This is a genomic window from Tepidibacter mesophilus (assembly GCF_002724055.1).
GTDB lineage: Bacteria > Bacillota > Clostridia > Peptostreptococcales > Peptostreptococcaceae > Tepidibacter_A > Tepidibacter_A mesophilus.
In genome coordinates this window covers 68,661-86,790 of the sequence record NZ_BDQY01000005.1, presented here as the reverse complement: position 1 = coordinate 86,790, position 18,130 = coordinate 68,661, and the positions used below count along the sequence as shown (strand labels likewise).

Genomic DNA, 18,130 nt, shown 5'->3' with positions numbered 1-18,130 from the left:
GAAAATTAATTTATTTCAAATATGAAGGTTAAATATGAAAAGAATTGTCACTATGTTAGTAAATGGAGAAACATATTATCATTCTTATATAATAGCTCCGAATGATTCAAAATTAAATAATTTAGATGATTTAATTAATAATGCCAAAGATTTACACTTTGTATTTGTAGATATAAACTCTACATCAGGATCATTAATTCCAGGGATATTATTAAAGGAAAAGGACGTATTTGAAAATGAACAAGAACATGACTTTAAACAAGTAACTTATACTGGTGGATATGATTCAATAGCATTAGCAGTTCAAAATAAAAAAGTAGATGCTGGAGCAATTGATAGTGCTATATTTAAATCAATGAAGAAAAATAAAGTTGTTGACGAAGATAAATTTAAAGTGATATGGGAATTAGATAAGTTATTCCAGTATCCATCGGCTGTAAAAAAAGATACTCCTAAGGAGTTAAAAGAAAAATTACAGAAAGCTTTTCTTAGTATAACAGATAAAGAAATATTGGATATATTTGGGGATGATGGTTTTACAAAAGCTAAAGAATCTGATTATGAATCAATAAGAGATGCAGCTAAATCAGATGGAAGAATATAGTTAGGTGTTGATATAATGGATAAGTCAATAAAAGATGAAAAACAAAACAAATGGTTTTGGATAATATTTAGTATTGTGTTTATTTGGAGTGCAGTGGGTAGTAATTTTAACCCACTGCTTTTTAAAGATATAGGGAATACCATAGAATTTATAAATAAATAGTTTCTTATACCCTTTTTAAGTATTCATTTTAAAATATTTCAGTATGAAAAAGTATCAGTAGACATATAGAGAAGTAGTTCAGATTTATCAAGGAATAGAAAATAAGCTATCAGCAATATAAAGTAAATACTTAGTTAAAAAACCAGTCATAAGTAGTTCTATAGAATGGCTGTTTTTTTATTATTTTGTAACTTATGATACAGAATAATTAAAATTAATGTATTAATATATAGATATAAGATAAACATAATGAGGATGAGAATAAATTAAAAACAATATATAAAAGGAGACGATAATATGAGTAGATTTTTAGGACCGATACACCATTGGTTATTTAATAAGATTAAATCAAATGAGGAGTTAGAACTTAATATTATAGATAATGTTCAAACTAAACTAAATGTAAATATTGATGATATAGTGACAGATTCAAGAACTAAAATAGCAGATATTATGGAAGATAAAAATCTTGAAGAAATAATAGACACGGATAATATCCATGGCTGGCTTCAAGATAAAATAACGCTAGTTGAAACAAGACAAGCATATGTTATAAAAAATATAGTAGACAAATTTAAAGATAAGGGTTTTGATGTTATAAAAGAAACTTACAAAAATCAAGCTATAAAGTGTGCTGAGGATGCGAAATTAAATTCTGATGTATCGAGTCCAGAAGCTATATACAAATCTTTAAACAATTATATATTAGATGGTATGCCGTGTGATAATGTGAACAATATAACTGTTACTGAAGAAGATAGACTTGAGTGGAAAGTTGGAAGATGTCTTCATAAAGGTTATTGGGAAAAGGTAGGAGCGAGTACAGATTTATTATATGAACTTCGTAAAATATGGGTTGGAAATTTCGTACAAAATGCAAATGAAGATTATAGATATGAATTTAAGATAGAAGATGGAATAATGGTTCATGAAATAAAAAGATAATTAAACTTAAAGTCTGCTGACTCAAAATCAGCAGACTTTTTATGTTTGTCGTTAAATGAAAATATTGTGAAGGCTTTAAGTGAAACCTTTATAATCTAAATTCAGAATTTAACAAATATTTTCTTGAAAAAGGTCGAAAAATGAAATATAATTAAATAAAATATCAAAATGATAATATCGCAAATAGGAAATCGATTTCACACTCTATTTATATTGAATTGCTGATAACTACATGTTACTTAATGTGAGTATATAACAAAACATTGTGGATTAAATTGTGATTTAAATTAAAATAGAAGAATTATAATCCCGGATAATACCTTTGAATAAATTGAAACATACAAACATACGTGGAAGGAGGGTAGATATATATAGTAATTATTAAAAAATAGAATACATAAATTAGGAAGAATGCATCTAAAGTAGGATAGTAAAGGAGAAAACATTATGAATTTGAAGTCTAAAATGATAATTCGATTTTCTATTATGGCATGTGTAGTACTATTAATTGTTTCAAGTGTTATTTATTCTTTTACAAAGAAACTTGTTTCCGATGGAATCGATGAGGAGATGAAAGCGATTGTAAGTGCAGGTAATAAAGAATTAGATGGATGGTTGATTTCTAAAACAAAAGTATTAGATACAATTAATGTTATTTTAAAAAATGTTTCTGGCGATCAACCTATTACTAATGAAGAATTAATGAAATATCTGCAAGTTTATAACCAGGATTCGCACATTTCTGAAATTTATGTTGGGTTTGAAAATAAAAAGTTCATTGCAGGTACAGGATGGATTCAACCAGAAGGCCATGATCCTACGCAAAAAGGATGGTATAAAAAGGCTATGTCAGTAGGTGACGTAACATTTTCTGATGTTTATGTAGATTCAATAACAGGAGGAAATGTTGTATCTGTTGTTGCACCAGCTCAATTTATTGGATCTGGAGGACATGGTGTTATTGGTGGGGATATTGCACTAGATAAGTTAACGGAGGTAGTCAGCAAGATAGACATGAAAGGAAAAGGATATGGTTTTTTAATGGACAATAATGGTATGGTTCTTTCTCATCCAAGTAAAGAACTCTTAAATACAAATCTTCTAGAGAATAAAGATTTAAAATCTTTAGGAGAAGAAATGCTTTCTAAAAAAAATGGAAAAATAAATTATACTTTGAATGATGAAGATAAAATTATGGTATATCAAGAGATTCCATCTGTGGGATGGATTTTAGCTGTAACTCTTACCAAAAGTGAAGTTTATAAGCCTCTAGAGACTCTTATGTCAACACTTCTTATTATAAATATAATAGCAATTGCTTTGATGATTTTATTTACTTCATTTGTAGCATCTATGTTAACAAAACCTATTATAAACTTAACAGAAAATGCTAAAAAAATAGGAAATGGAAATTTGACTATTAAAGTAGATGTACATGGAAAAGATGAAATTGCAACACTATCTTCTGTATTTAATGATATGGTAGAAAAAATCAGAAATTTAATTGTGAAAAATCAACAAATGACAGAAAGTATAATGAATACATCTGAGAGTATTACTACTACTGTAAGTGAAGTAAGTGTTGCTAGTGAAGAAATTGCTAAAACTATCGAGGAAGTTGCAATTGGAGCAAGTGAACAAGCTTTAGAAGCAGAAAAAAGTGTAAAAATAACAGATGAACTAGATGAAAAAGTTCAAAATATGGCAAATAGAATGGCTATGGCAAATGAAGAAGCAATAAAAATGAAAAATAAAAATGAAACTGGTATAAAAGCGATGATTGAATTAGATCATGAATTTGAAAAAAATATTAATATTATTAGAGCTGTAGGAGATGATGTGGGAAATCTTGCAAAAAACTCAAAGTCTATTGGTTTAATTATAGATACAATTAAAAATATAGCAGAGCAAACTAACTTACTAGCTTTAAATGCAGCCATTGAAGCAGCTAGAGCGGGGGAACACGGAAGAGGATTTGCAGTGGTTGCAGATGAAGTAAGAAAACTAGCAGAGCAAACTAGTCACTCTACAGAAGAAATACAGCATATAATCACAGATATAACAAATGTAATTGATAAAACAAGTAGTACTATGCAAGACGCGAACAATACTGTAGAAAATTCGAATAGATATTTAAAACAAGCGAATACAAATTTTAATGATATATCATCTTCCGCAGAGGAAGTAATGCATCAAATTGAAATGTTAAGTCAGAATATTATGGAAATTAATGAATCAAAAGAATCTGTTTTACAGTCTACAAATAATATATCTTCTGTTTCAGGTGAGGCAGCAGCAGCTACACAGGAGATTAGCGCATCGACAGAGGAGCAAAGTGCATCTTTAGAAGAAGTGCTTCAATCTGTAGAAAATTTAAAAGATATGATTGCAGATTTATCAAATTCTATGAATATTTTTGAAGTATAAAGAAAAAAGACAACACTTAAATTTAAGTGTTGTCTTTTTTTATATACTAAAAGATTATAAAATTTTCGCTTTGTGCATAATATTGATGGGAGATCTACACTTGCAACTATTTTGAGCAACGGAGACTGTAAGAATCGTTGGCGATATGAGTCAGTGCGATAGCCAGTAGACGGATTTTTTATTAAAAAAATCTATAATCAAAATTGACTATATAAAAATATTTTATGAGAAAAATGTAAATATATTAAAATAAATACAAACATGGTAAAATATGTAGTGGATTGACGTAAAAGGGGGATGCAAAATGTTTGTTTTTGTAGAATTTATAAATGCATGTGCATGATGTAATAAGTATGAAGGCTTTGTTAAAGCTTTGAGTGATGAGTTTGATAATGTAAAAGTCAAAGTATATAACGTAGGAAAGGATTTTGATTATATAAAAAAATACGGAATGATTACAAAGAGTACAGTTATTATTAATGAAGAGAAAAGGTTAAATGATTTATCTGAAACAAATATTTTAAATGCTGTCAAAGAGGAAGTGGAAAAGCTTAATGATTATAGTTGATTACATAAAAAATAGTATTATGGCTGGTATTAATATATTAAATGGAGCTTCTGTATGGTTGGTTGCAAGTTTTGTATTGGCTGGAATAATGCACGATGTATTATCTCCTGATAGATTACAGAAAATGCTTGGAAATAAGAAGTTATCATCTCTATTTAAGAGTACATTATCTGGTATGTTTCTTCCTATATGTAGTTGTGGTGTAATTCCTTTAGGCTTAAGTCTTTATTATTCTGGAGCTTATTTAGGGCCAACGCTTGCTTTTATGTGTGCAACCCCTATTATAAATCCTATTGCTATGATAATGTGTTTCGGGCTTTTGGGGTGGAAAATCAGTATTATTTATTTAATTACAGGTTTTGTACTTCCATTATTTGTTGGAATATTGGCAAATACATTCGGAGGAGATGAAATAAAAGCATATGGTGTTGAAGAAAATATAAATCAGAAGGCCTTGAGTTTAGAAGATAATAGAACTTTAAAACAAAAGTTTGTTTCTGGACTTAGATGGTCTATAAATGATTTGGCACTGTCTGTTAGTAAATATGTTATACCTGGAATGTTTATTGCAGGTATATTATTAACTTTACTACCACAACAATATATTCAAATGTACTTGGGAAATCCTAGTGTTATATCTTTGGGAAGTATTGCAATTTTGGCAAGTTGTATGTATGTCTGTGCTGTAGGTCATATTCCGTTTATAGCAGCACTTGTTGCAAGTGGAGCAGCTCCTGGTGTTGCAATTACATTTTTAATAGCAGGAACAGCTACTAACCTTCCTGAACTCATAAGTATTTATAATATTATAGGTAAGAGAACAGTAATTATTTACACTACTACTACTATTTTATTTTCTTTATGTGTTGGATATATAACTAACCTAATTCTGATGCCAAATTTTAATCCTGTTTTGGATTTTGATAAAGTGAACAATTCTATAAATGTAGCAAATAAACTTATATTTTCAGCACCGCAACCATTAAAATATTTATGCTCATTCATTATATTTTTATTTTTTGTTAAATCTATAATTCCAAATCTAAATAAAATATTTTTAAAACAAAAAGTTGAATTATAGAATTGGAGGAACTTATATATTATGACTAAAAAAATCACTTTAAATATAGTATTTATGGTTTTAATTTTAATAATTTTAGGGGGATGTTCTGAAGTAAAAGAAAATGACATAGGGATTGAAAAAGATAATCCTCTACTTAATTACTTTGAAGAATGGAATCCAGATAACATGGTTATAAAGTGTGCTTATGAAGATGTTGATAATAATAATACTAAGGATTTAGTTGTTGTATACAGCGTTTCTAAAGATAAAAATAAGATGAAAATCGTCATAGATAACAATGGAAAGTACGAATTTACAGAAGAAGTGGATGCACCACGTGAAAATCAAAATATAAAATTCAAAAATATAGATGCTAAAGATCAAATAGAAATAATAGTATCTGGATCTAAAAATGGAGCTGTTGGATATGCAATTTTTAGAGTAGTGGATATGAAGATTATAAATTTATTTGGTCAAGATATGGAAGATTGCTGTTAATTAAAAATTTTAATACATATAAAAAAGGAGACTAAAAACATGAGAAGATTTAATAAAAAGCTATTATGTATATTAGTATCAGGGATGCTCGCTTTTTCTTTAGCAGGGTGTGGAAGTACTAAGGAAACTGCAAAGAATGAGGATGATTATAAGATAAGTCTGGGATATTACAATTGTGATCATATGACAGCAGGACCTATTGCAAAGGATGCTGGAATATATGAAGATTTGGGTCTGGATGTAGAGGTAACAGGAAATGGTAAGGTTCCACAAGCCATGGCAGCAGGACAAATGGATGCAGGATATATAGGAATTAACGGACTTATGTCATCTTCTACAAAAGGAGCTCCTATATTAGTTGGGGCTAATAATCATAAAGGAGGGGCTTATTATCTAGTGGTTTCAGATGATATAAAAGAGCCTAAAGATTTAATAGGTAAAAAACTTGGCATAGGAACTAAACCAGAAGAAAACAGTGAAGCTTGGATACAATTTGCTAAAGAATTAAATATACCTGTAGAGGGTAGTAATTATGAATGTGTTGATTTTGGATCTGACAAAGATGCATACCTTGCTTTAAAAACAGGACAAATAGATGGATACACTTGCTGTGACCCTTGGGGTTCTATGGCAGAGTATGAAAAAACAGGACATATATTAGCTGTTAATTCAAAATTAGAAGGTGAATGGGGCGTTTGTTGTACATTTTCTTTAAATAAAAACTTTGTGAAGGATCACAAAGAACTTGCTGAAAAACTAGTTTTAGCTCATACAAAAGCTATGGAGTATATATATACTAACCCTGTAAAATCAGCTAAAATATTTGCAAATAATTATGATGTTCCAGAGGAAGTTGCTTTAATGACTATATACAAAAAAACTGTTGAGGAAGGAAGAACACTTACTTGGAAGATAAATCCTGAAGAGATAAATCGCGAAATGAAATGGAAAAAAGAACATGGATTTGCAGATGAATCTTTAAAATACGAGGACATAGTAGATGCAAGTTATTTAGAGAATTCAGGAGCAGATGATTTTGACCAATTTATAAAAGAAAAAGTAGATCCAGTATTCCCTGTTGGAATGAGCTATGAGGATTGGAAAGAAAAAGCATTTGAAGTTGATAAATAAAAAAATAGTTATTTTATTTGCTGGTATAACTATTTTATTTTTACTATACATATATCTTCCTACTGAGCAAAAAAGTGAAAATATAAGAATTGGAGTATCTGATGATATTTCTGGTTTTGTAGTAGATTATATGATAAAAGAAAAAGAATTAAATGCATCTTTAGAAAATAACTTTGAATCATTTTCAATAAGGGATTGTTGAGGAAGTTCTACTCAATGGGCATTGAGTTCGAATCAAATGGATTTAGCTATTATATGTGAAGATGCTGCTAAGAATTTTGTAAAAAATAATAATGAATTTAAAATAGTTGGAAGTTGTGTAAAAAACTCAGACGTATTTATATTAAAAGATAATAAAATTCCTAAAAAAATAGGTATAGCACAAAATAGAAAATATCAAAAAGAATTAGTAAAATCTAAATTTGGCAGTAGCTGTGAGGTATATCCTATGACAGCTACTGCTTTAGGATATGCACTTGAAAACAATACATTAGATGCTATATTGATAGATGCTTTAAAAAGTTGGAAATTAAATGGTAAAAAAGAAATATCTAATTACGATAAAGACTATATTACATATGTAATGGTAGTAAATAAAGATTTTGAAAAAAAAGATTTATATAAGAAATTTATAAAGAGTTACAATGAATCAATAATTGATTTAAAAAGTGAAAAATTATTAAAAAAACACCTTAGTAGTTATATAGATACTACTATTTCAGATGAGGAGGTTCGAGAATGGAAAAAGTTGAATGTAAAACTAGAGCCTATAATTCGATAATAAGGAACAAAGATTTAAGTAAGCAAAATATCAAGGACTTTATATATAAGTTTATTATGATAATTATTTTATTATTTATATGGCAGATTAGTGCTATGCATTTTGACAATGGACTTTTGATGCCGTATCCAATAGATACTTTAAAAGCGTTTATATACTGTATAACAGACAAAGAAACTGTTATCAATATTTTAATTACATTACAGCGTGTATTAAAAGGTTTTGTATACGCTATGTTATTTGGACTTCCTATAGGATTTTTAATGGGCTTTTCCAAACTTGCCCAAAAACTTTTAGGAAGTTTTATCGATTCTATAAGACAAGTTCCTATCATGGCATGGGTACCTTTGACTATTGTATGGTTTGGAATAGGGGATGGACCTACTATATTTTTGATTGCATTTTCAGGAGTATTTCCTATAATATTAAATACAATACAAGGGGTAAGAAATATATCAAAAGATTACTATAATGCTGCTGAAAGTATGGGAGCGAGTAAACTTAGTATTTTTATACATATTATAGTTCCGGCATCGATACCATATATATTGACAGGAGCTAGAATTGCAATAAGTAGTGGCTGGATGTCTGTAATCTGAGCTGAGTTTATAGCTACGAGTGCCGGTCTTGGTTACTCTATGGTACAAGCCCAAACTAGAATGCAAACAGAGATGCTAGTTGCTTTAATGTTTTTTGCAGCTTTAGTAGGGTTTGGGATTGATAAAATAATTCAATCTATCAACAAATCTTTAACTCGATGGAGGATTGCTGATTAATGAAACTTAAGATTAATAATATAAATAAAATTTTTAATAATGATAATGAAGAGCACCATGTGTTAAAAGATATAAGTATTGATATTGAAAAAGGACAGTTTGTATCAATTCTTGGACCTTCTGGATGTGGAAAAACGACATTACTTACTATAGTGGCAGGATTTCAGTCATGTGATAGTGGAGAAATCATAGTTAATTCTAAAATGGTAAGTAAGCCTGGTCCAGATAGAGCTTTTGTATTTCAAAACTATGCACTTTTCCCTTGGATGAATGTAGGAGACAATATTAGATATCCTATGAAACAGCAGAAGATAGCTAAGAAACAAAGAGAAGAGAGACTTAATGAATTATTAGAAATGGCTCAATTGACTGGTAAAGATAAATTGTACCCTCATCAAATTTCAGGAGGAATGAAGCAAAGATGTGCAGTGGTTAGAGCTCTTGCGTGCAGTCCTGAAGTTTTACTTATGGATGAACCGCTAGGGGCAATAGATTTTCAGATGAGACAAAATCTTCAGGAAGAATTAGAAAGCTTATGGTTAAAAGATAAGACTACTGTTTTGATGGTTACTCATGATGTAGATGAAGCGGTTTATTTGAGTGATAGAGTGATTGTAATGGGAACTAATAAAGGTAAGATCTTAGAGGATATTTATATAGATATTGATAGGCCTAGAAATAGAGATTCAAAATTTTATCTAGAGTGTAAAATAAAACTTACAGATATATTGAAAAAATGTAATAAGAAGTAGTTAATAGAATGGGTGTGAAATTAGATGTATAATACATGTGAGATGTCATTTAAATACTATCCTGTAGAAAAACTAATTATAGATAGTATATACTCAAGGCTTACTAAAGAGGAAAATGATATTAGAATTAATATAATGAAATATATGATAGATAATAATAAGGCTTATAATTTAGAAGAGTCTTATGAAGAGATACAGAGTAGAATAAATATTAAAAAATATGATTTAAATAAAGTTATAAAAAATTTGATTCAAAAAAAAGCTTTAGTAGTTGATGAAAATGACAATGTAAACTTTATATATCCTGTATCTGCGCTTGAAACTAATCATAAAGTAAAGCTTGAAGATGAAAGTGTATTTAATGCGATGTGTGCTGTTGATGCCATGGGAAGTTCTTTTACATTTAAACAGGATATAGAAATACAATCTAAGTGTAGTTTATGTGGAGAAGAAATATTTGTAGAAATTAAAAATAGGGAGATTGTAAATTTGGTTCCTTATAGCACACATGTACTTCACGTAGACTTAAATAAAAATCAAAACTGGTCGGGAAACTGTTGAAATATAATGAATTTCTTCTGTACGAAGAATCATTATGATGAGTGGGTAAATAATATGAATTTATCAGAAGACAATATATTTTGCTTAAGTGCACGTGAAGCTTTAAATGTAGCTTATATGATATTCAATGTTGAATAATTTAGAGTGGGAGGGCAATATTATGAAGGATTTACCTCAAATATTTGATGAATTTAGTGAAGCTAGAAGAGATGGATTTTTGAAAATAAAAAAATTAAAAGAAGATGGAAATAAGATAGTAGGAGTATACTGTGCATATACACCAAAAGAGGTAATTGTGGCATCGGGTGCTATACCTGTATCTTTATGTGGAACTAGTGAAGAACCTATTAAAGATGCAGAAAAGCATCTTCCTAGAAATTTATGTCCTTTAATTAAATCAAGCTATGGATTTAGCATAACGGATAAATGTCCATATTTTTATTTCTCCGATCTACTAGTTGGAGAGACTACGTGTGATGGAAAGAAAAAAATGTATGAACTTTTATCTGAAATAAAGCCTATGCATATTATGTATCTTCCTCAAAACTATAAGACAGAGGATTCTATAAATTCATGGCATAAAGAATTAATTCTTTTAAAGGATAGATTAGAGTCTGAATTTGAAGTTGAAATTACAGAAGATAAATTAAAAGAAGCTATAAAGTTGTGTAATGAAGAAAGAAAACTATTAAAAGAATTTTATCAGTTAAGCTCATTGTGTCCTCCTGCTATAAAGGGATTTGATCTTATAAAAGTATTGGAAGGTACTAGCTTTAAACTAGATAAAAAAGAGTATGTAAAAGAATTAAGAGATTTGATAGATAAAGTTAAATCTGATTATAAAGATGAGAACAAGAGAATATCAAAAGATTTAAAAAGAATACTAATAACAGGATGTCCAATCGGTGGTGTTGCTGAAAAAATAATTAAAACTATAGAAGAAAATAACGGAGTAGTTGTATGCTTTGAAAACTGTGGAGGAGCTAAATCAATTGAAAATTTAGTAGATGAAACTATTGATCCTATGGAGGCTTTAACAAAGCACTATCTAAATATTCCGTGTTCTTGTATGACTCCTAATAACGATAGGTTAGATTTATTATCAAGACTTGTAGATGAGTACAAAGTTGATGGTGTAATTGAAGTAGTTCTTCAAGCTTGTCATACATACAATGTAGAGACATATAATGTTAAGAAATTTATAAATAACGATAAAAAGATACCTTATATGGCTTTAGAGACTGATTACTCTCAAACTGATATAGGTCAGATAAACACTCGTATAGGTGCATTTATAGAGATGCTTTAAAAATAAAGTCCTTATTTAAAATCTTTTTAAATATATGAAAAAAGAGTATAATATCTAATACATATCTATTTTTCTATTTAGAAGGGTGTGATTATATTGTTTGAAAACATGGATATTTTCTCAAATATAGATAAAGAAATTATAGAAGAGATGAAATATAGAGGACTTATAAAGATTTATGAAAAAGATGAAATAATATTTAGTGAGGCTGAAGAACAAAATTATGTGTATTTAATATGCCAAGGAAAGATAATACTTTATAAATCATCAGAAGAAGGTGATGAAAAAATCATATACATATTATCAAAAGGAGATTTTTTAAATGAACTTTGTATAGATGATAAAAAAACATCAGCTAATGCTAAAGTTATGGATAATAGTAAAATAATATGTTTTTCAAAGAATGATATCATTTCTTGGATGAGAAGAGATTTTAATTTTAACATGATAATTATGAATTCACTAAGTAACAAGCTTAGAAGATCTTTTAGACAGATAAAGAATTTAAGTCTTAAAAAAACTAACTATAGAATAGCAGCAAGACTTTGGAAACTTGCTAGAGACTACGGATATTCAAGTGATGAAAATATACATATAGATATAAATATGACTCATTCTCAACTTGCATCTATGGTTGGTACTTCTAGAGAATCAGTAAGTAGATTTTTAAAAAATATAGAAAGAAAGAACATAATAAAGCAAAAAAATCAAAAGATAATAATATGTAGTTTAAGCAAACTTGAAGACTATACTAAATCCCTTTCATAAGGGATTTTTTTTATATGTGATAAATGTCACAGATTTTAAATTAGTATATTGTTAAAATATTAATAACTAAAAAATATCAATCTAAGGAGATGAAAGAATTTATGAAAGAAAACTTAGAAAAGTTGTCTGTTGCAGCAACGGTAAAAAAGAAGCTTTTAAATGATAGTTTTATTAAATATTTTATACTTTCAATGATGGCTGGGATTTATGTTGGATTCGGAATTATGCTTATTTTTTCTGTAGGAGCACCACTTAAAGCTGCAGGTTCTCCGGGACTTAAGGCTTTAATGGGAGTGAGTTTTGCAATTGCATTAACATTAGTCATATTTGCTGGATCAGAACTCTTTACAGGAAATAATATGGTAATGACAATAGGTGCCTTATCAAAGAAAGTAACATGGATAGATGCTATAAAAATATGGGTTGTAAGTTATTTTGGTAATTTAGCTGGTTCTTTATTAATGGCGTGGACATTAGTTCAAACAGGACTTATATCTAAAGCTCCATTAAGTGATTTTGTCTTAGGAGCAAGTGCTGGTAAGATGGGAGCACCATCTATGGAACTATTCTTTAGGGGTATATTATGTAATATGTTGGTATGTTTATCAATATGGATGGCTACAAGAACTAAGGAAGATATAGCAAAAATTGCATTAATATTCTTGTGCTTATTTGCTTTTATAGGATCTGGATTTGAGCATAGTGTAGCCAATATGACACTTCTTGGAATGGGTTTATTTATTCCACATGATCCTAGCTTAATATCTTGGGCAGGGTTTGCTCATAATTTAATACCTGTAACACTTGGAAATATGGTAGGAGGAGCAGTCGTAATAGGAGCTATGTACTTTTATGTTGGAAATGAAAAAGGGGGTAAATAGATATGGGATTTGAAATTAATAATAAGGATTTTAACAAGATATTAGAATCTTTAAAAGCTGAATATAAGATATATGCACCAAAGAGGTTTTCTAAAAGAGGACGTTTTTCAGATACTGATTTAATAAGATATGATGAAATAAATAATGTAGAGGAAATAGAGTATAAGGAAAAATCACAATACTCACCTAAAGAAGTTGTATATCCTATAACTCAAACTTTATTTTATTTCAACGAAGATGAATTTAGAGAATCTACTGTAAGTGAAAAGAAAATATTAATATTTTTAAGAGCATGTGATATAAATGGAATGAGAAGACTTGATACAATATTTTTAGAAAATGGACCATATAAAGATGTATACTATCAAAGGCTTAGAGAAAAAGTTAAATTCGTTCTTATAGAGTGTAGTGAAAGCTTTGAGAATTGTTTTTGTGTATCTATGAATTCGAACAAGACAGATAACTACGATATAGGTATAAGATTTGGAGATGGCAAAGTTACTTGTGAAGTTAAAGATGATGAATTAAAAAAAGTATTCCAAACTGTTGGAGATGAAGTTGAATTTGAAATGGAGTATGTTAAAGAAAATAAATTTAAAGTAGAAGTTCCAAATAAAGATGATTTGAGTGTTGAATTTTTCAATAATAAGATATGGGAAGAATATTCAAAGAGATGTATAGCTTGTGGTAGATGTAATACAGTATGTATGACTTGTAGTTGTTTTACTACTCAAGATATCGCTTATGAAGAAAATAGAAATAGTGGAGAAAGAAGAAGGGTATGGGCTGGATGTCATATAGATAAATTCACTAACATGGCAGGTGGACATGAGTTTAGAAAAGATTATGGATCTAGAATGCGTTTTAAGACAATGCATAAAATATATGACTATAACAAACGTTTTGGTGAAAATATGTGTGTTGGATGTGGTAGATGTGATGATCAATGTCCACAATATATATCTTTTGCAAAATGTATTAATAAGGTAAGTGAGACTTTAAAGAAGGGAGAGGCTACTAATGAATAATCCTTTTATTCCTCAAAAAAAGAAGGTATTAGATGTAATAGCACAAACGGATATAGATATAACATACAAGGTTGAATTTGATCAACAACTAAAAGGTGGGCAATTTGTTCAGGTATCTATTCCTAGAATTGGAGAGGCTCCTATATCTGTTAGTGATTTTGGTGATGGATATATTGAAATGACTATAAGAAAAGTAGGAAAATTAACTGACGAAATATATAATCTACAGCCAGGAGATTACATGTATTTAAGGGGTCCTTATGGAAATGGTTTTCCAATAGAAAAGTATGAAAATAAGCATTTGATAATAGCTGCTGGAGGAACTGGACTTGCTCCTGTTAAGAATATAGTTAATCATTTTAATACAAATATAAATAAGGTTAAGAAATTTGATTTGTTATTAGGATTTAAATCGCCTAAAGATATACTGTTCAAAGATGAAATTGAAAACTGGAAAAAGAATATAAATCTAACTTTAACAGTAGATAATGCGGATGAAGATTGGACTGGAAATTCAGGCCTTATTACAACATTTGTACCCAATGTAGAAATAGAGAATATGGGAGATGTTCAGGTTGTAATAGTTGGCCCCCCTGTAATGATGAAATTCACAGCTCTAGAATTCTTAAAACTTGGGGTTCCTAAAGAACAAATATGGGTTTCTTTTGAAAGAAAGATGTCTTGTGCAATAGGTAAATGTGGGCATTGTAAAATAGATGAGACTTATGTGTGCCTTGAAGGACCCGTGTTTAATTATACAAAAGGTGAAGAATTAATAGACTAGATGGGGAGGGGAATAAATTGTCATTAGATTTAAATGTTAAGAAAATAAAGAAAAACGCATATAGAATAACTAAACATAGGAACACTACATCTCTTCGTGTTCGTGTACCTGGAGGAGAGATAAGTGCAGATCTTTTAAGTATAGTTAATGATATAGCAAATGAATATGGAAACGGAAAAATTCATATAACTACAAGACAAGGCTTTGAAATAATGGGTATACCTTTTGATAAAGTAGATGAAGTAAACCTTATGGCAAAATCTTTAATAGAAGGTCTTGAAATAAATGCTGTAGATCCTAAAAGTGGTTATCCAGCAGCAGGAACTAGAAATGTGTCTGCATGTATAGGAAATAAGGTCTGTCCATTTGCAAACTATAATACTACTGAGTTTGCAAAAAAAATAGAAAAGGCAATATTCCCAAATGATCACCATGTTAAAATTGCTTTAACAGGATGTCCAAACGACTGTATAAAGGCTCATATGCAAGATTTTGGAATAATAGGAATGGCAGATGTAGAGTATGATATGGATAGATGTATAGGTTGTGAGGCCTGTGTTAAAAACTGTAAAAAAAGAGCAACAGGTGCACTTACTATGAAGGATGGAAAGGTAAAAAGAGATAGTAGAAGATGTATAGGTTGTGGAGAATGTGCTCTTAAATGCCCTACTAGTGCTTGGTCTAGAAATCCTCAAAAAAAATATAAATTAGTTATAATGGGTAGAACGGGAAAGAAAAATCCTAGAATAGCAATGCCTTTCATGGAATGGGTAGATGAAGAAACTATAATTAAGGTTATACTTAATACTTATGACTATATAGATGAGTATATAGATAGATCTTTACCAAAAGAGCATATAGGTTATATTGTTGATAGAACAGGTTACCCTATATTTAAAGAGTATGCTCTAAGAGGAACTAATCTTGGCCCTGAAGTTAAGGTTGCTGAATTTATAGATTTTGGTGGGTATAAATACGAAAAAGATGCTTTTATGGATAATATAGAATAGATTAAAATACAAAGAAGACGATATCGAAGAAGATATTGTCTTTTTTTACGTTATATTAAACTACATGATTTTTTAATGTATGGATAACATTGATTAAAGTACTACAGCATCAACTATTTTGAGCAACAGAGCCTGTAGGACTCGTTGGCGACATGAGCTATGCGTTAGCATAAAGCGAATTTTTTATTCTAGTAAAAAATTAACAAATTCTTAACTTAATACATATATTCATTTGGATTGAAATGTTATATCATATACTTGAAGTATATGAATTTTTTACATGACTTGAGGTGAAATTATGAAGGTAGTTAATGAATTTGAAAATATAATCAAAAACGGAAGTATAACTACATTATTTCAACCAATTATAAATTTAAAAGATGGAGAAATAATAGGATATGAGGCCTTAAGTAGAGGTCCTAGGGACTCTATTTTTTCTTCACCTATAGAGTTACTTAAAATGGCTGAACAGCAGAATAAAACGTGGGAACTTGAACTTTTGTTTCGTACAAAGGCGATAGAAAAAGCACAAAATATTGATAAAAGTAAATTGTTATTTTTAAATGTAGATCCCAATATTATACGAGATGATAAATTTAAAAAAGGATTTACTAAAGAATTTTTAAGAAAATACAATATATCTCCAGAATATGTTATATTTGAAATTACAGAAAGAACTGCTATTGAAGATTATAAAAGCTTTACTAAGGTACTAAAGCATTATGTGGATCAAGGATATAAAATTGCAGTTGATGATGCAGGGGCAGGTTACTCTGGACTGAAAACAATTAGCCAAACAAGACCTCATTATATAAAAATAGATATGGAGCTTATTAGGGATATAGATAAAGATTTATTTAAACAAGCTTTAATTAAATCTTTGGTTGATTTAGCAAATACAACTAATACAAAGTTAATAGCTGAGGGGATTGAAACAAAAGAAGAACTTCAATGCTTAATAAAATTAGGGGTATATAGTGGACAAGGATATTTTTTGCAAAAACCAGCTGATACATTTTTAGATATATGTGAGAATATAAAACATATTATAAATAAATACAATGATAAACCAAATGGATTTTTTGATTGTAGAAACAGCCATAATTATATAGGCGATGTAATGGAAGAAACTATAATCTTTGATATTTCAACGTCTTGTGAAAAAATTAAAGAGTATTTTGATAATCATTCTGTAGAGGGTGTATGTATAGTTGAAGATAATTATCCTGTAGGTTTAATGATGAAAAATAACTTAAATTCAATCCTTGCAAAACAATATGGGTTTGCTATGTATTCTAAAAGACCTGTTAAACTTACTATGGATAAAAGTCCGCTTATTGTTGATTATTACACTCCTATAAATAAGGTTTTAGAAGTTGCCATGGCAAGAGATGATAATAAAGTATATGACAATATTATTGTAACAAAAGGTTCAAATTATGGAGGAATTGTTTCAATAAGAGAGCTGGTTAAATATTCTAATGCTTTAGAAAAGAATTATGCAAGAGAACTAAATCCTCTGACCGGTCTTCCTGGAAATGCAATTATCAATAGAGTATTAACAGATACTATTACATATAATAATAATGCTTATGTTTTTTATTTTGATTTAGATAATTTTAAAATATATAATGATATATATGGATTTGAAAATGGAGATAATATTATAAAATTAACTGCAAATATAATAAAAAAAAATATTAAAACTTTATTTCCTCTTAATAGTTTTGTAGGGCATATTGGAGGAGATGATTTTGTATCAGTTGTAGAAGCTTCTAGAGATGACTGTGAAATTCTTTGTAAAAATATTATTTTTGAATTTGATAAAAATATATTAGATTTCTTTTCTGAAAAAGATAAAAATAATATGAGCATAGAATCTGAAGATAGGAATGGGAAAAAAACGATTTTCAATTTAACATCTATTTCTATAGCTGGATTATATAAAAATTTATATAACTTTAAAGATGCTGATTCTCTTGCTAAATATATGAGTGTTATAAAAAAGAAAGTGAAAAAAATTCCTCATAGTAGTTATATTATTGAAAAATAGGAACGATTTTATGTCGTTCCTATTTTATT

19 protein-coding genes are annotated in these 18,130 nt (G+C 28.9%); all 19 read left to right on the top strand.

Annotated features, from left to right (window positions below):
* Positions 1 to 34 precede the first annotated feature (34 nt).
* The 19 genes from phnD to Tmeso_RS05250 all read left to right on the top strand — a co-directional run bounded on the left by phnD (position 35) and on the right by Tmeso_RS05250 (position 18,101).
* Positions 35 to 604, top strand: coding sequence for a phosphate/phosphite/phosphonate ABC transporter substrate-binding protein (gene phnD, locus Tmeso_RS05350; protein WP_099188981.1), 570 nt, complete (start codon positions 35 to 37; stop codon positions 602 to 604).
* Between the two features lie 15 nt (positions 605 to 619).
* Positions 620 to 766: a hypothetical protein gene (locus Tmeso_RS16355; RefSeq protein ID WP_187296240.1), complete on the top strand. Its 147-nt coding sequence runs from the start codon at positions 620 to 622 to the stop codon at positions 764 to 766.
* Between the two features lie 297 nt (positions 767 to 1,063).
* Positions 1,064 to 1,711, top strand: a complete 648-nt coding sequence (locus Tmeso_RS05345; RefSeq protein WP_099188979.1) for a hypothetical protein — start codon at positions 1,064 to 1,066, stop codon at positions 1,709 to 1,711.
* A gap of 447 nt (positions 1,712 to 2,158) precedes the next feature.
* Positions 2,159 to 4,138 carry a methyl-accepting chemotaxis protein gene (locus Tmeso_RS05340; RefSeq protein ID WP_099188977.1) on the top strand — a complete coding sequence of 660 codons (1,980 nt, stop codon included), beginning with the start codon at positions 2,159 to 2,161 and terminating at the stop codon, positions 4,136 to 4,138.
* A 304-nt stretch (positions 4,139 to 4,442) separates the two neighbouring features.
* Positions 4,443 to 4,706 carry a thioredoxin-like (seleno)protein SaoT gene (gene saoT / locus Tmeso_RS05335; RefSeq protein WP_252342676.1) on the top strand — a complete coding sequence of 88 codons (264 nt, stop codon included), beginning with the start codon at positions 4,443 to 4,445 and terminating at the stop codon, positions 4,704 to 4,706.
* A complete protein-coding gene (gene saoE / locus Tmeso_RS05330; protein ID WP_330400302.1) occupies positions 4,693 to 5,787 on the top strand; it encodes an efflux transporter SaoE in 1,095 nt (364 codons plus the stop codon). Before saoT ends, saoE begins: the two co-directional genes overlap by 14 nt.
* Before the next feature lie 21 nt (positions 5,788 to 5,808).
* Entirely contained in the window at positions 5,809 to 6,267 is a 459-nt protein-coding gene (gene saoC / locus Tmeso_RS05325) for a Cys-Cys-COOH (seleno)protein SaoC (RefSeq protein WP_099188975.1), read from the top strand.
* A 39-nt stretch (positions 6,268 to 6,306) separates the two neighbouring features.
* Positions 6,307 to 7,398, top strand: coding sequence for an ABC transporter substrate-binding subunit SaoX (saoX, locus tag Tmeso_RS05320; protein ID WP_099188973.1), 1,092 nt, complete (start codon positions 6,307 to 6,309; stop codon positions 7,396 to 7,398).
* Positions 7,358 to 8,179: an ABC transporter substrate-binding (seleno)protein SaoB gene (gene saoB / locus Tmeso_RS05310; RefSeq protein ID WP_408646050.1), complete on the top strand. Its 822-nt coding sequence runs from the start codon at positions 7,358 to 7,360 to the stop codon at positions 8,177 to 8,179. Before saoX ends, saoB begins: the two co-directional genes overlap by 41 nt.
* Positions 8,137 to 8,955, top strand: a complete 819-nt coding sequence (saoP, locus tag Tmeso_RS05305) for an ABC transporter permease subunit SaoP (RefSeq protein WP_239591055.1) — start codon at positions 8,137 to 8,139, stop codon at positions 8,953 to 8,955. Before saoB ends, saoP begins: the two co-directional genes overlap by 43 nt.
* Complete coding sequence (gene saoA, locus Tmeso_RS05295) at positions 8,955 to 9,707, top strand: ABC transporter ATP-binding protein SaoA (protein WP_099188962.1); 753 nt, start codon at positions 8,955 to 8,957, stop codon at positions 9,705 to 9,707. Before saoP ends, saoA begins: the two co-directional genes overlap by 1 nt.
* Positions 9,708 to 9,749: 42 nt before the next feature.
* Positions 9,750 to 10,406, top strand: coding sequence for a MerB-like organometallic lyase SaoL (gene saoL, locus Tmeso_RS05290; RefSeq protein ID WP_242967880.1), 657 nt, complete (start codon positions 9,750 to 9,752; stop codon positions 10,404 to 10,406).
* Between the two features lie 22 nt (positions 10,407 to 10,428).
* Positions 10,429 to 11,577, top strand: coding sequence for a double-cubane-cluster-containing anaerobic reductase (locus Tmeso_RS05280; protein ID WP_099188956.1), 1,149 nt, complete (start codon positions 10,429 to 10,431; stop codon positions 11,575 to 11,577).
* Positions 11,578 to 11,673: 96 nt separating this feature from the next.
* Positions 11,674 to 12,345 carry a Crp/Fnr family transcriptional regulator gene (locus Tmeso_RS05275; protein ID WP_099188954.1) on the top strand — a complete coding sequence of 224 codons (672 nt, stop codon included), beginning with the start codon at positions 11,674 to 11,676 and terminating at the stop codon, positions 12,343 to 12,345.
* 101 nt (positions 12,346 to 12,446) lie between these two features.
* Positions 12,447 to 13,226, top strand: a complete 780-nt coding sequence (locus Tmeso_RS05270; RefSeq protein WP_099188953.1) for a formate/nitrite transporter family protein — start codon at positions 12,447 to 12,449, stop codon at positions 13,224 to 13,226.
* A 2-nt stretch (positions 13,227 to 13,228) separates the two neighbouring features.
* Complete coding sequence (gene asrA, locus Tmeso_RS05265; protein ID WP_099188951.1) at positions 13,229 to 14,254, top strand: anaerobic sulfite reductase subunit AsrA; 1,026 nt, start codon at positions 13,229 to 13,231, stop codon at positions 14,252 to 14,254.
* A complete protein-coding gene (gene asrB / locus Tmeso_RS05260; RefSeq protein ID WP_099188949.1) occupies positions 14,247 to 15,038 on the top strand; it encodes an anaerobic sulfite reductase subunit AsrB in 792 nt (263 codons plus the stop codon). The genes asrA and asrB overlap by 8 nt, the downstream gene beginning before the upstream one ends.
* A gap of 17 nt (positions 15,039 to 15,055) precedes the next feature.
* On the top strand, positions 15,056 to 16,048 hold the full coding sequence (gene asrC, locus Tmeso_RS05255; RefSeq protein ID WP_099188947.1) for a sulfite reductase subunit C: 993 nt from the start codon (positions 15,056 to 15,058) through the stop codon (positions 16,046 to 16,048).
* Positions 16,049 to 16,346: 298 nt separating this feature from the next.
* Positions 16,347 to 18,101, top strand: a complete 1,755-nt coding sequence (locus Tmeso_RS05250; RefSeq protein ID WP_099188945.1) for a GGDEF domain-containing protein — start codon at positions 16,347 to 16,349, stop codon at positions 18,099 to 18,101.
* Positions 18,102 to 18,130: the final 29 nt, after the last annotated feature.